This window comes from Acinetobacter sp. 243_ASPC, assembly GCF_001054715.1.
Lineage (GTDB): Bacteria > Pseudomonadota > Gammaproteobacteria > Pseudomonadales > Moraxellaceae > Acinetobacter > Acinetobacter soli.
On the sequence record NZ_JVOR01000132.1, the window covers coordinates 11,454 to 25,434 of the forward strand.

At 45.8% G+C, this 13,981-nt stretch carries 13 protein-coding genes; 11 read left to right on the top strand and 2 right to left on the bottom strand.

The window, feature by feature from the left end; genetic code table 11:
- Nucleotides 1-22: 22 nt before the first annotated feature.
- Nucleotides 23-2,329 carry a RelA/SpoT family protein gene (locus ADA42_RS16925; protein WP_004940517.1) on the top strand — a complete coding sequence of 769 codons (2,307 nt, stop codon included), beginning with the start codon at nucleotides 23-25 and terminating at the stop codon, nucleotides 2,327-2,329.
- 54 nt (nucleotides 2,330-2,383) lie between these two features.
- Here the strand turns inward: ADA42_RS16925 and ADA42_RS16930 are convergent, their stop codons facing one another.
- Nucleotides 2,384-3,160 (bottom strand): SDR family oxidoreductase, encoded by a 777-nt coding sequence (locus tag ADA42_RS16930; protein WP_048766423.1) that lies wholly within the window; start codon nucleotides 3,158-3,160, stop codon nucleotides 2,384-2,386.
- 121 nt (nucleotides 3,161-3,281) lie between these two features.
- Here ADA42_RS16930 and mazG point away from each other — a divergent pair, with 121 nt between their 5' ends.
- From mazG to yjgA, 9 genes are all read left to right on the top strand, one after another.
- A complete protein-coding gene (gene mazG, locus ADA42_RS16935; protein ID WP_025096092.1) occupies nucleotides 3,282-4,055 on the top strand; it encodes a nucleoside triphosphate pyrophosphohydrolase in 774 nt (257 codons plus the stop codon).
- Entirely contained in the window at nucleotides 4,052-4,438 is a 387-nt protein-coding gene (locus ADA42_RS16940; protein ID WP_025096093.1) for a ComEA family DNA-binding protein, read from the top strand. Before mazG ends, ADA42_RS16940 begins: the two co-directional genes overlap by 4 nt.
- Nucleotides 4,439-4,563: 125 nt before the next feature.
- Nucleotides 4,564-6,030: a polynucleotide adenylyltransferase PcnB gene (gene pcnB / locus ADA42_RS16945; RefSeq protein ID WP_048766429.1), complete on the top strand. Its 1,467-nt coding sequence runs from the start codon at nucleotides 4,564-4,566 to the stop codon at nucleotides 6,028-6,030.
- Nucleotides 6,027-6,512: a 2-amino-4-hydroxy-6-hydroxymethyldihydropteridine diphosphokinase gene (gene folK, locus ADA42_RS16950; protein WP_004940504.1), complete on the top strand. Its 486-nt coding sequence runs from the start codon at nucleotides 6,027-6,029 to the stop codon at nucleotides 6,510-6,512. The genes pcnB and folK overlap by 4 nt, the downstream gene beginning before the upstream one ends.
- Before the next feature lie 39 nt (nucleotides 6,513-6,551).
- Complete coding sequence (gene panB / locus ADA42_RS16955; protein ID WP_004940501.1) at nucleotides 6,552-7,361, top strand: 3-methyl-2-oxobutanoate hydroxymethyltransferase; 810 nt, start codon at nucleotides 6,552-6,554, stop codon at nucleotides 7,359-7,361.
- A 3-nt stretch (nucleotides 7,362-7,364) separates the two neighbouring features.
- Complete coding sequence (gene panC / locus ADA42_RS16960; RefSeq protein WP_004940498.1) at nucleotides 7,365-8,210, top strand: pantoate--beta-alanine ligase; 846 nt, start codon at nucleotides 7,365-7,367, stop codon at nucleotides 8,208-8,210.
- Between the two features lie 21 nt (nucleotides 8,211-8,231).
- A complete protein-coding gene (rapZ, locus tag ADA42_RS16965) occupies nucleotides 8,232-9,083 on the top strand; it encodes an RNase adapter RapZ (protein WP_048766432.1) in 852 nt (283 codons plus the stop codon).
- A complete protein-coding gene (locus tag ADA42_RS16970) occupies nucleotides 9,080-9,349 on the top strand; it encodes an HPr family phosphocarrier protein (protein ID WP_025096094.1) in 270 nt (89 codons plus the stop codon). Before rapZ ends, ADA42_RS16970 begins: the two co-directional genes overlap by 4 nt.
- 2 nt (nucleotides 9,350-9,351) lie before the next feature.
- Nucleotides 9,352-9,885, top strand: coding sequence for a ribosome biogenesis factor YjgA (gene yjgA, locus ADA42_RS16975; protein WP_048766435.1), 534 nt, complete (start codon nucleotides 9,352-9,354; stop codon nucleotides 9,883-9,885).
- Nucleotides 9,886-9,998: 113 nt separating this feature from the next.
- Here yjgA and ADA42_RS16980 read toward each other — a convergent pair whose 3' ends face one another.
- On the bottom strand, nucleotides 9,999-11,642 hold the full coding sequence (locus ADA42_RS16980; RefSeq protein ID WP_048766437.1) for an acyl-CoA synthetase: 1,644 nt from the start codon (nucleotides 11,640-11,642) through the stop codon (nucleotides 9,999-10,001).
- Between the two features lie 413 nt (nucleotides 11,643-12,055).
- Between ADA42_RS16980 and thrS the strand changes: the two genes are divergently transcribed.
- Complete coding sequence (gene thrS / locus ADA42_RS16985) at nucleotides 12,056-13,978, top strand: threonine--tRNA ligase (protein ID WP_004940482.1); 1,923 nt, start codon at nucleotides 12,056-12,058, stop codon at nucleotides 13,976-13,978.
- The last annotated feature ends 3 nt before the right edge of the window (nucleotides 13,979-13,981 follow it).

Here is a 13,981-nt window from a genome sequence, read left to right on the forward strand (position 1 = left end):
TATAACACCATAGGAGATTGGTATGGTCACAGTACGTGAGCAGTTGCCTGAGCGACTTTCAGAGTTAGCTGAGGAAACGACTGTAGAACATGCCGAAAAAACCCAGCTCGACTTGGCCGCTTGGGTGAAGCGAGTGGGGGATATTTTAGACGGGGCTGAGCTAAAACAACTTGAAAAAGTCGCTCAACTCACCTTAAAGAGTGAGCTTGAAAGCACTGTCAATCATCCATCCAATACCTTTACCACGGGTATTGGAATGGCCGATATTTTGGCGCATTTGCATGTCGATGAAGACACCTTATCCGCTGCTGTACTGTATCGAAGTGTTCGTGAGGGCGTGATCCCGCTCAATATTGTTCAAGAAAAATTCGGAGAGCATGTCCATAGCTTGGTCAAAGGCACTTTGGCCATGGGTAAGCTTTCTGAAATGATTGAAAAGAATAAACGTCTGGAAGATCATTTTAATAATAATCAACGTGAGCATCTGTCTGGCATATATAAAATGCTGATCGCCGTGACAGAAGATATTCGTGTGGTACTGATTAAGCTGGCAGAACGAACCTTTGCCTTACGTGAACTGGCTAAATCTTCACGTGAGCGTCAAGAGCGTGTTGCCCGTGAGATTCTCACCATTTACGCACCTTTGGCCCATCGTTTAGGGATTGCCCAGTTAAAATGGGAACTCGAAGATCTGGCCTTTCGCTACTTGGCTCCAGAGCGTTATAAAGAAATTGCTTCGTTATTAAACGAAAAACGCCTCGAGCGCGAACAGTATATTCAGTTTGTGATCTCAAAGCTCAAAGGTGAGTTGGGTGAATACGGCATTGAGGCCGAAATCACGGGTCGGGTCAAACACATTTATTCGATTTATCGAAAAATGAAGAGCAAGAACCTCAGTTTTGATCAGCTTTATGATATTCGCGCACTTCGTGTATTGGTCAAAAATGTGCCTGAGTGCTATCACTCGCTTGGCATTGTGCATCAAATCTGGCGGCATATTCCGCACCAGTTTGATGACTATATTACCAATCCGAAAGCCAATGGTTATCGCTCTTTGCATACGGCAGTGATTGCAGAAAACAAATCGCTGGAAGTGCAGATTCGAACCCATGAAATGCACCAAGAAGCCGAACTCGGCGTGTGCTCGCACTTTAACTATAAAGAAGGCGCGAAAAACACCGATCACTCGTTTAATCATCGTTTACATTCGTTGCGTTCGGTGCTCGAGCATTATCAAGAACGTAACGATTCGACGGTACATAAAAACGATGATGACACCGAAAATTTTGAAGAAATCCAGAATTTTGAAGATTTTGAAAAAATTTATGTGTTTAGTCGTGATGGCGATATCAGAGAGTTGCCACGCGGTTCGACTGTTCTCGATTTTGCCTACCATGTGCACACCGAAGTTGGGAATAAATGCTACGCTGCGCGTGTCAACCAGCGTTATGTTCCGCTGACTTATACCCTGAAAACGGGTGAACAGGTCGAGATTCTGACCAAAAAAGACCGTGAGCCGAACCGTGACTGGTTGGTGAATTCTTTAGGTTATATTCGTACCTCACGTGCCAGAGACAAATTACGCCACTGGTTCCGTCAGCAAGATCGCAGTAAAAACTTGGAGATTGGCAAGGACATTCTGAACAAGGAACTGTCTCGTCTGGCCATTCATCCAAAAAGTATCGATCTGAATGATTACTCGTCGCACTTTAATGTGAAGTCCGGCGATGACATTATGATTGCCTTGGTCAGTGGTGATATCAGCCTACATGCACTGATCAATCAGATTAATCGTCAGATGCATCTGGATCAAGACGAGCCTGAGCTGGTGCTCAAACCGACCTTGAATCCGCGTGCCAGCCATACCTTATCGGCGCATGGTATCTTGATCGATGGTCTGGATAATGTCGAGCTGCATATTGCCCAGTGCTGTCAGCCCGTACATGGCGAATCGATTGGTGGATATATCACTTTAAATCGCGGTGTGAGTATTCACAAGATTGGCTGTCCAGATTATCAGCGTATGATTAAACTGGAGCCTGAGCGTGCCGTTGAGGCCGATTGGGAAATGCAGCCAACACGAGGTCAAAGCGTACAGATTGTCATTGATGCTTATGATCGTCGTGGTTTACTCAAAGACCTCACGCAAGTGATTTTTTCTGATCAAATCAATATTCGTCAGGTCAATACCATTTCAGAAGCCGATGGTATTGCCAATATGAAACTGTTGATTGAAGTGAAAGGGCTGGCTCAACTGTCACGTTTGTTGGCACGTTTGGAGCAGCAACCGGGTATCATTAGCGCACGTCGTCTGATACAAGGCAACTAAGTCAAAATCATAAAAAAGGTCTGCATTGGCAGGCCTTTTTTATATCTATTTTATTTAGTCGCGTCGAGAGAGCCAGAGGTTGCTCAAGCGATTCAGCACCTGCGGACTGAGCTTGGATAGCTGAAACATGATCTTGGCCTTAAAACCCACTGGGGTATGGGTTGGGCATAATCTGCGATCTGTGGCTTGGGCCAAGCGAAAGACCTCGCGTGCAACATCCTGAGCGCTCAATTGCACACCCATATGCTCAATACTGGCTGCATTCATCTGCTCGACCATGGCGGTTTGAACAAAAAGCGGCATGACATCCAGTACGCGTATTTTGTATTTTGACCACTCGACATCGAGTGCTTCGGTCAGTCCACGCACGGCAAACTTACTGGCTGAATACGATGCCAGATCAGCCTGCCCATAAATTGCCGAGGCGGAAGAGAGATTAATCACACGCGCATGGTGTGCTTTTTGAAGATAGGGCAATGCAGCATGACACCCATTGAGCACACCGCCGACATTGATTTGATGTGTACGCTGATGATGGGCGATCGGGGTGTCTTCAAATGGCCCCGAATACAAAACACCGGCATTGTTGACCAGAATATTCAGTGCTCCAGCCCAAGTTTCAAAATTTGCCAGTGCAACTTGCCAAGCTGAGTAATCACAAACGTCCAGATATCCTGCAAACGCGCGCTCACCAAGCTCACGCTGTAAAGCCTTGACCTGTTCAACTTGCACATCAAACAATCCGACATAATAGCCGTGTTGATAAAAAATTCGAGCAATTTCGGCGCCAATCCCTTGCCCTGCACCTGTAATAAAAACAGTTTTGTTCATCATTGCACTCATTATTTTAAGATGAATCGATTGTGATCTTACGCCGAGTTTTGGCATCATGGCAAGGGTGACAATCTCGTGCCTGCTGGCGCTGCCTTACAAGTTTTTAAAGGAACGAAACATGGATCAATTACTACAGATTATGCGTACCTTACGTGAAAATTGTCCGTGGGATCGTGAGCAAACCCCTCAGCGCCTCACTCGCTATGCCATTGAAGAAGCATATGAAGTTGAAGCTGCCGTGCAGAGTGGAGATATCAAAGAGATTCGTGAGGAACTGGGAGATTTGCTTTTACAGGTGGTGTTTCAGTCACAGATGTATCAAGAACAAGGTGCATTTGATTTTTACGATGTGGTGCAAACCCTGACAGAAAAACTGATTCGTCGCCATCCGCATGTGTTTGATGCGGCATCATTCAATGCGCTTACGCCTGAAGAGGTGAGCCATTTATGGCAGCAGATCAAACACAAAGAAAAGCAAGGAAAACCACGATCCAGACTGGATGAGACCAAACCAGGGCCTGCACTCAATCAATCACAGGCGATTCAAAAAACGGCTGCCCAGCTTGGATTTGATTTTGAAACGCCTCAAGATGCGTTTGAAAAACTCAAAGAAGAACTGAATGAGTTTGAGCAGGCCATGCAGGAGCAGTCACCCGATCACATTTTTGAAGAATTTGGTGATTGTTTATTTTCTTTGGTGAATGTTGGACGTAAACTAGGCCTCTCCAGTGAAGCTGCATTGCTGGCCACGATTCACAAATTTAGACAGCGCTTTGCTTATATAGAAGCGCAAGCACAGCATCAAGATAAAGTGCTTGAAGACATGACGCTCCAAGAGATGGATCAGTTGTGGGATCAGGCCAAAGAATATTTAAAAACGGTTCATACATGATGATTCGAATTTTTTATAGCGCCTTGTGCGCGCTACTGACCAGTTTACTATTCAGTTCAAGTTTGTATGCTCAGGCGTTTGACCAGCAATACCAAGCGTGGAAAAGCCAGCAACAGGCACACGACGCACGACTACAGTCATCTCACTCCAATTATTATTTAGCCAAACCTTCCTTGCAGGCAAACACAGGCCCTAAAGTGAATATCAATACTGCGACAGCCAAAGACTTGCAGCAGTTACATGGGGTAGGAGAGAAAAAGGCACTCTCAATTGTAGAGTACCGCCAGCAATACGGACGCTTTAACTCAGTAGATGATTTACAGAAAGTGAAAGGTATTGGGCCTAAATTCATTGAAAAAAATCGTCATCGCTTGGCCATTTAAACCGTGTTGAGCGATCAAGATGAACCTGTTAAAGCAGTGAGAGAATCAAATTGCCCTTTACTCAGGTTAGAGATATGATTAGCAACATCTTATTATTAACGTCCTGACGTAGGAGACAGCGTCTTTTGCAAACTTTGCGCGCGTCAAAATGTGGGCTATCAACCACACAGTTACCTGCTTCAATTTTAGATGTGATCGATAGTCTCACCAAAGCAGGCTATGAAGCATACATTGTGGGTGGGGGAGTTCGAGATTTAATGCTCGGGCTTAATCCAAAGGATTTCGATGCTGTAACCAATGCAACACCTTCACAGGTCAAAGAGGTTTTTGGGCGTCGATGCCGTATTATTGGTCGTCGTTTTGAGTTGGCACATGTCTATTCTGGGCGTGAGCTGATTGAGGTTGCGACCTTTCGAGCACCACCCAAAAAAGCGGTGACCAGTGCTTCGGGCATGATTTTACGTGATAACAACTGGGGAACCATCGAGCAAGACTTTGCCCGACGCGATTTCTCTATCAATACGCTGTACTATCAGCCACGTAAAGGGATTGTGCTGGATTTTTGTGATGCTGTTGCCGATATCAAAAGTAAAACATTGCGTCTGCTAGGTGATCCTACACAGCGTTTTGAAGAAGATCCGGTGCGCATGCTCCGAACATTGCGCTTTGCTGCAAAACTCGACTTTACGATCGACCCAGAGATTCTCAAAATTTTTGATGTCGAGATGACTCAATTGCTGCGCGATGTATCACCACATCGACTTTATGATGAATCACAAAAGCTCTTTACTATGGGACATCTGGCACGCGTGTTGCCGATGCTGATTGAGTTTGATATCTGGCGTCAATTGTTTGCCGATGTCAAACCCGATATCACCCCGTTCATTGAGCGTGCTGCGCGTAATACCGATCAGCGTATCCAGATTGGAAAAACCATTAATCCGGCGTTTTTCTATGCTGTACTGTTGTGGCGTTCATTTTCAGATCGCTGCGAGTTTTATTTGCAAAAAGGTGTAGTGCCTGCCGAAGCGCGAGCGCAGGCTGGTCTGGATGTGTTAAAACGCCAAGCGACCCGTACTGTGATTCCACGTTTTGCCGAAACCTTTATTCGCGAAGTGTGGGAGATGCAAACCCGACTGCTCAATCCAAAACCACAGCAAATTGAAGCTTTAGCCGGGCATGCACGTTTTAGAGCAGGCTTTGACTTTCTACTACTGCGCGAAAAATCAGGCGATTCAACCACCGAAGGTATGGGCGAATGGTGGGATCAGTACCAGTTGCTTAATGCAGATGGCAAAGAAGCCATGATTGCGAAGTACAATCGTCAGCGTGCTAAATCGCGCCGTAAGCAACAGCTTGATCCAGTCGATACACGTGAAAGTTTAGACATCGAGCCATTGGTTGATGCGCCTGAACCACGTAATCGTCGTGACCGACGTGCACAAAGCAAGCCTGAATCACGTGAGCCACGTCATCAGGGGGTTACGCAGTCGCGTGCAACTGAGAGTGGGGTATCTGCCGATCATCCTATTCTTAAGCGCAAGCGCGTTCAGCGTGATCTACAGCACGTGGTTTTCGGGCCGACACAATGAGTTACACCACATATATTGGGATGGGCAGTAATCTGGGTGAGTCACGTGAGATTCTGCGCAGTGCTGTAGAGCAGCTGAAACAGCTTGGACAGGTTCGAGTTTCAAGGTTGTATGAAAGCCCACCCATGGGGCCGCAAGATCAACCGCACTATTTAAATGCAGTGGCACAGCTTGAAACAACACTTAGTCCACTTGAACTACTCGATCATTTACAGCAGTTTGAACAGGATGCAGGACGTGTGCGTTTACGCCGCTGGGGTGAGCGCACCTTAGATCTGGATTTGCTGTTGTATGCTGATCAAGAGATTCAGCATGAGCGGCTTACGGTTCCACACGTCGGGCTTTTGGAGCGCGATTTTGTGGTGGTTCCCTTATTGGATCTGAATAAGAACCTTGTCGTAAAAGGTCAACATTTAAATGAGTTAAAGCTGGCACAGGCACCGTCGCTGACAGTTTTGGCAGCGAGTGACTGGGCTGAATAAGCGCGTTTCTATGTGGAAACGTCGATAGAGGACATCGTAATGATTAGTCTAAGTGACTTAAAAAAATTTAAATCGCAGGGGCGTAAGTTTTCGTGCCTGACTTGCTACGATGCAAGCATGGCCAAAGCCATGGAAATCGCTCAAGTCGATTCGATTTTGATTGGTGACTCTTTGGGTATGGCCATCCAGGGGCATGACTCGACACTACCTGTTACGGTCGAAGATATGGCCTATCACACTGCGGCAGTTCGTCGTGGTAATCAGCATGCCTTTATCATGACAGACTTGCCATTTATGAGTTATGCCACCTTACAAGATGCCCTGAAAAGTGCCAAACAGGTCATGCAGGCGGGCGCCCAAATGATCAAGATTGAAGGCGGGGCATGGCTCAGCGAATCGGTTCGTGTTTTGACACAAAACGGTATTCCTGTATGTGTACACTTAGGCCTTACACCACAATCGGTCCATGTTTTTGGTGGCTATAAACTGCAAGCGAAAACACGCGATGCCGCAGATCGTCTGATTGCAGACTGTCAGGCTGTGGTTGATGCGGGTGCTGCGATCTTATTGCTCGAATGTGTGCCAGCACAGCTAGGCGAAGAAATTGCACAGCTCTTTCCTGAAGTGCCCGTGATTGGCATTGGTGCAGGCAACCAGACCGATGGTCAGGTGCTGGTGGTGCAAGATATGCTTGGACTTACCTTTGGCAAACTGGCACGTTTTGTCCGTAATTTTATGAAAGAACAATCCGGCGAGACGGCAATTGTGGATGCCATGAAAGCTTATCACGCTGCAGTTCAAGACCAGAGTTTCCCTGCACCCGAACATACTTTTCAGGTAGAGCTGTAATTTATGAAAACCGAAACCACGATTCAGGGATTAACAGCTTCACTTCATCCTGCACGTAGCTCAAGAAAGATTATTGGTTTTGTACCAACCATGGGGAATTTGCATCAAGGACATTTGAACCTTGTTCGCGAAGCAAAAAAACTGTGTGACATTGTGGTGGTCAGTATTTTTGTCAATCCGATCCAGTTTGGTGAAGGTGAGGATTTTGAAAACTATCCGCGGACATTAGAGCAAGACAGTCATCTGTTGGCCGATGTGGGCTGCGATATCTTGTTTGCACCTACGGTTGAGCAAATGTATGGCAAGCAGCCACGTTTAACCAATATTTCGGTGGCCGAGATCACTGATGATTTATGTGGTAAGTCGCGTCCTGGACATTTTGATGGTGTGGCTGTCGTGGTCACCAAGCTGTTTAATATTGTGCAGCCCAATGTAGCTTTTTTTGGTCAAAAAGACTATCAACAGCTCGCAGTGATTCGTCAATTGGTTCAAGACTTAAATCTGCCGATTGATATTATTGGCGTGCCAATTGCACGCGCAGCAGATGGGTTGGCGCTCAGCTCGCGTAACGGATATTTGTCTGAGGCCGATCGTCAAACCGCACCGACCATCTATCAAGCCTTAAAACATGCAGAAGTACAATTGCATGCAGGTGAGACGCTGGAGTCGGTATTGGCCACCATCAAAGCGACATTGAGCAATGCCGGTTTTAAGGTCGACTATGTGGAAGCGCGACAGCCAAATTTGCAGCCTGTCTCAAATTTTGATCGAGATCTGGTGCTGTTTATTGCAGCCAAGCTGGGCAATACGCGACTTATCGACAATTTGCAGGTCAAGTTTAAGGCATAATTTCGACAGGACAACCATGCCATGAAACGTATTCTTATCGTCACAGGTCAATCAGGTTCCGGAAAATCCTCGGCACTACAGGTACTTGAAGACTTGGGTTACTACTGTATAGATAATTTGCCTTTGGCATTGTTGCCAGAAATTGTCGCCAAGCTGGATCATGAAAATAATCTGGAGCAACTGGCTCTTGGGGTAGATGTGCGAAGCACGCGCGCAGATATGCAGGAATTTGACCTGGTGTTTGAGCAATTGCAAAAGCATGGAACGGTCGATGTGATTTATTTGACGACACAAGATCAGGAACTGATTGCCAGATTTAGCGCGTCGCGTCGTCCGCATCCGTTAGCCAGTCGCTTTAAAAGCCTAACAGAATGTATTCAGGAAGAAAAACAACTGCTGCTTCCGATTCAGTTTCGCTCGACCGTGCACATCGATACCACCGACAAAAGCGTGCATGATCTGAAACATACGCTGTTGTCTAAATTGGGCCAGTCCGACAAACTGATTCTGATCTTGCAGTCTTTTGGTTACAAACATGGTATTCCACTCGATGCAGACTATGTTTTTGACGTACGGCATTTACCAAATCCGCATTGGGATTTAGAATTACGTCGTTTTTCGGGTTTAGATGAACCCGTTCGTCAGTTTTTGGAAGCCAGTGATCAAACCAATGAAATGTTTGATGACGTATTTCACTTTCTGGACAAATGGTTGCCTGTGTTTGCAGAAGGGCATCGTCATTATATGACGATCTCGATCGGCTGTACGGGTGGTCAGCATCGTTCAGTTTATATTGTAGATAGACTAAAAAAAGCGCTTGAGGCAAAATGGTCTATTCAGGTCTTACACAGAGAAATGAAGCACTGGTCATGATTGATACCACGCTAGATGTCATTAACAAACTTGGCTTGCATGCACGCGCATCTGGAAAGCTGATTGAAGTCACCACCAAGTTCCGCTCGTCTATCCAGATTGGTAAAGGCGATAAACTGGTCGATGCAAAAAACATTATGTCCTTACTGATGCTCGGAGCCGGTAAGGGAACCACTTTGCGTTTAGTGATTGAAGGTGCGGATGAAGAAAAAGCACAGGAAGAAATTCAGGCACTATTCGCTGCAAAATTTTATGAGGCAGATTAATCGTGGCACGTCGTACCCAGCGTTTTAATGAAGATGATTTCGATTCTTTAGAAGGACGTGCGAGCAAAACTGAGCAAAAAAAAGCTGTACAGCGTATGGCAGCATTGGGTGAGCAACTGGCTCAGCTTTCGGCAAAACAGATTCAAAAACTCCCAGTAGATGAACGTTTGATTGATGCCTTGCTAGATGTTCAAACTATTAGCTCATTCGAAGCAAAACGCCGACAGTATCAGCGCATCGGCAAATTACTCCGTAATGAAGATGAAACGGTGATTTTATCGTATCTGACGCCTCAACAAGGTGCAAAGAAACAAGCACAGTTGCAACGTTGGGTTGATCGGATGATCGAGCAGGGTGACCCAGCTGTCAACGAGTTCAGCAAATTGCACAATGCATCAGAACGTCACACCTTGCGTCAGCATGTATTGCGTATTCAGCGCGATATTACTCAAAGCGCAGGTGAAGAGGAATTGGCTGCTTCGAAGCTGAAGTTTTTCAATTATGTACAGCAAGTGGCTTTGCTATCAGATAACTAACAGTGTTCTGACAAAATATCAGCCATAGTTTGTGCTGATACAATTTCTTCAAAAATTCTTGTCAAAAAAGCCCGTTCAATTTGCATGAGCGGGCTTTTTAACTTCAATGCAAATTAGCCAAATTCGCCTACTGCACGCTCTTTAGCCCATTCACGTAAAATAAATTTCTGTAGTTTTCCCGTCGATGTTTTCGGAATTTCGGCAATCACTACATCTTTGGGTACTTTAAAGCGTGCCAGTTCTTTTTTGCAATGCTCCATGATTTCTTCAGGTGTAGCCTCTGCATGCTGTTTTAACTCGATAAATGCGCAGGGAACCTCTTGCCATTGCGGATCGGGTTTAGCCACGACTGCTGCGGTCAACACGGCAGGATGACGGTATAGCACCTCTTCAATTTCTAAAGAGGAAATGTTTTCTCCTCCTGAAATGATCACATCTTTAGCTCGATCAGTAATTTTGGCATAACCATCGGGCTGACAAACGGCCAGATCGCCAGAATGAAACCAGCCTCCTGCAAATGCCGCCTGAGTGGCTTCAGGGTTTTTCAGGTAGCCTTTCATTACGATATTGCCGCGAAACATGATCTCACCAAGTGTCTCACCATCTGCAGGTACAGGCTTTAGGGTCTCGGGGTCTAAAACGCGCATACTGTCTTGAAGCGGATAGGGCACACCCTGACGTGCATGTAATTTGGCCTGTTCTTCCAGGCTCAGGTCGTTCCAGCCAGCCTGTGCGGCACATAGTCCAGATGGGCCGTAGGTTTCAGTCAATCCATATACATGCGTGACATTTACGCCTAGCTTGCGCATGCCTTCGATAATCGCGGCAGGCGGTGCAGCGCCTGCAACGAGCACCTCAACACGATGTTCAAAGGCAATCTGCTGATTTTTAGGGGCATTAATCAACATCGAAAGTACAATTGGCGCACCACAAAAATACTCGATCTGATGCTTTTCGATCAGTTGAAAGACCAAAGCTGGATCAACTTTACGCAAGCAGTAGTTAGTACCGCCATTGGCAGCGATCGTCCAAGCAAAACACCAGCCGTTGCAATGAAATAAAGGCAGAGTCCAGAGATATTTGGCGCGAGGTGTCATGCCGCAAGCCATCATATTGCTGGCCGCATTCAGGTAAGCACCGCGGTGGTGATATACCACTCCCTTGGGATTTCCCGTCGTGCCTGATGTGTAATTTAAACTGATGGCATCCCATTCGTCGTCGGGAAGTGTCCATTCAAATTCGGAATCTCCCTCACAGAGCCAATCTTCGTATTCAATTTCACCAATCGGCGGGCTAAAACAGTTTTCATATTCTGCGTCGTCGACATCAATCACAAAAATATCCTGCTTCACCAGCGAGAGGGCAGCTTTGGCCAGTCCAGCAAATTCCTGATCGACCAATAAGACCTTGCTTTCAGCATGTTCAAGCATAAAAGCCACAGTTTTGGCGTCGAGTCGGGTATTGATGGTGTTGAGTATCGCGCCACTCATGGGCACTGCAAAATGTGCTTCAATCATGGCAGGCACATTGGGTAACAATACCGACACGGTATCGTTTTTTTGAATTCCGAGTTGTTTAAGCTGGGCTGCAAATTGTCGGCAACGCTGATAGGTTTCTTTCCATGTAATTACGCGTGAACCGTGAACGATTGCAGCCTGCTCGGCATAAATATAGGCTGCGCGTTCTAAAAATCGTAATGGTGATAATGCAACAAAATTCGCGGGCGTGCGTGGAAACTCATCATAAGCACTCACCATGTCTCTACTCCATCTAATTGTTCTAATCTGCTTGAAAAGATAGGCGCTTGAAGGCTTCAATTCATTTATGCTTTAGTCTTAGGCCGCATACTTTGTCTCAATCAATGGGCGCTTTATACTCATCTTTTCTAATTATTTTTTAGCGCCAAAAAACCAGTGCTGTCTATAGTACATGCGTTACAAATCAGCACGACATCTTGAATATACGGTTTGCAGCCCCATAAAATTTATGATTTTGAATCAAATTGCTCTTTTATTGATGAATAGGTTTGCAGTGTGGTCGAAGAGGTGTAAAATTCCGGTTCGATTTAATTTAACCCATCCACCGTTTTTATCTTTTGAGGCTTTCCTCGATCATAATCTCGCGGTGATATGCTCCATTGTGCGGGGCATCACTCCTTAAGGATTTTTTTATGCCAATTATCACATTGCCAAATGGTGATCAAAAATCATTTGATCAGCCTGTATCTGTTATGCAAGTCGCCCAAAGTATAGGGCCTGGCCTTGCAAAAAACACCGTTGCAGGTCGAGTGAACGATCGCCTGGTCGATGCATGTGATCTCATCACTGAAGATGCGACATTACAAATTATTACTCCAAAAGACCCAGAAGGTGTCGAAATCATTCGCCATTCTTGTGCACATTTGGTTGGCCATGCGGTTAAGCAATTGTTCCCTGATGTACAGATGGTGATTGGTCCGGTCATCGAAGAAGGGTTTTACTACGACATCTTTAGTCCAAAACCTTTTACGCTAGACGACATGGCTGCAATTGAAGCACGCATGAAGCAGCTGATCGATCAAGACTATGATGTCATTAAGAAAATGACGCCTCGTGAAGAGGTCATCAAAGAATTCTCAGCGCGTGGTGAAACCTACAAGCTGCGTTTGATCGATGATATGCCTGATGAAACGGCGATGGGTTTATATTTCCATCAGGAATATGTGGACATGTGCCGTGGACCACATGTGCCCAACACCAAATTCTTGAAAAACTTTAAACTGACCAAGATTTCGGGTGCATACTGGCGCGGTGATGCGAAAAATGAACAGTTGCAGCGTATTTACGGTACAGCATGGGCAGACAAAAAAGAGCTGGCTGCATATGTAAAACGTATTGAAGAAGCTGAAAAACGTGACCACCGTAAAATCGGTAAGGCACTGAATCTGTTTCATATGCAAGAAGAAGCACCGGGTATGGTGTTTTGGCACGCCAATGGCTGGACGATTTATCAAGCGCTTGAACAATACATGCGTAAAGTTCAGCAAGACAACGGCTACCAAGAAGTCCGTACGCCGCAAATTGTCGACTTTACGCTTTGGGAAAAGTCGGGACATGCTGCCAATTATGCAGAAAACATGTTTACCACACATTCAGAAAGCCGTAACTATGCCGTTAAGCCAATGAACTGTCCGTGTCACGTACAAGTGTTCAATCAAGGTTTGAAATCGTACCGTGACCTTCCTGTGCGTTTGGCTGAGTTTGGTTCGTGTCACCGTAACGAGCCGTCAGGTTCATTGCACGGCATTATGCGTGTACGTGGCTTTACGCAAGACGATGGGCATATCTTCTGTACCAAAGAACAGATTGGCAAGGAAGTGGCAGACTTTATTCAATTGACGCTTGATGTCTATAAAGACTTCGGTTTTGAAGATGTACAAATGAAATTGTCTACGCGCCCTGAAAAACGTGTGGGTGATGATGCACTTTGGGATCTTGCAGAAAAATCTTTGGCAGATGCCTTGGATGCTGCGGGTCTTGAGTGGGAATTACAGCCAGGTGAAGGTGCATTCTACGGTCCGAAAATCGAATTTTCATTGAAAGACTGCTTGGGCCGTGTCTGGCAGTGCGGTACTATTCAATGTGACTTCAACTTGCCAATCCGTCTAGATGCCTCTTTTGTGACAGAAGACAATGAACGTGACCAGCCTGTGATGTTGCATCGTGCAATACTTGGCAGTTTCGAGCGTTTTATTGGTATACTTATTGAACACTATGCTGGGTTTATGCCACCTTGGTTGGCGCCTGTACAAGCATGTGTAATGAATATTACCGATTCTCAAGCTCAAGCCTGTGAATCTGTAGTGGCAAAACTCAAAGAAAATGGTCTTAGAGCGATTTCTGACTTGAGAAATGAGAAAATCGGCTTTAAGATTCGTGAGCGTACACTTGAGCGTATTCCGTACCTTTTAGTATTAGGTGACCGCGAGGTTGAGGAAGGTACTGTTAATGTTCGTACTCGCTCAGGAAAAAATTTAGGTACCATGTCAATCGATGCATTCGTCGACTTGGTGAAATCTGCCGTTGCCGAACGTGGCCGGTACATTGTGGAGTAAGAG

What these genes read in the sequence shown, in the direction of transcription:
- ADA42_RS16925 (WP_004940517.1), top strand. Translation starts at nt 23, where the DNA reads ATGGTCACAGTACGTGAGCAGTTGCCTGAGCGACTTTCAGAGTTAGCT.
- ADA42_RS16930 (WP_048766423.1), bottom strand. Translation starts at nt 3,160, where the DNA reads ATGAACAAAACTGTTTTTATTACAGGTGCAGGGCAAGGGATTGGCGCC.
- mazG (WP_025096092.1), top strand. Translation starts at nt 3,282, where the DNA reads ATGGATCAATTACTACAGATTATGCGTACCTTACGTGAAAATTGTCCG.
- ADA42_RS16940 (WP_025096093.1), top strand. Translation starts at nt 4,052, where the DNA reads ATGATGATTCGAATTTTTTATAGCGCCTTGTGCGCGCTACTGACCAGT.
- folK (WP_004940504.1), top strand. Translation starts at nt 6,027, where the DNA reads ATGAGTTACACCACATATATTGGGATGGGCAGTAATCTGGGTGAGTCA.
- panB (WP_004940501.1), top strand. Translation starts at nt 6,552, where the DNA reads ATGATTAGTCTAAGTGACTTAAAAAAATTTAAATCGCAGGGGCGTAAG.
- panC (WP_004940498.1), top strand. Translation starts at nt 7,365, where the DNA reads ATGAAAACCGAAACCACGATTCAGGGATTAACAGCTTCACTTCATCCT.
- rapZ (WP_048766432.1), top strand. Translation starts at nt 8,232, where the DNA reads ATGAAACGTATTCTTATCGTCACAGGTCAATCAGGTTCCGGAAAATCC.
- ADA42_RS16970 (WP_025096094.1), top strand. Translation starts at nt 9,080, where the DNA reads ATGATTGATACCACGCTAGATGTCATTAACAAACTTGGCTTGCATGCA.
- ADA42_RS16980 (WP_048766437.1), bottom strand. Translation starts at nt 11,642, where the DNA reads ATGGTGAGTGCTTATGATGAGTTTCCACGCACGCCCGCGAATTTTGTT.
- thrS (WP_004940482.1), top strand. Translation starts at nt 12,056, where the DNA reads ATGCCAATTATCACATTGCCAAATGGTGATCAAAAATCATTTGATCAG.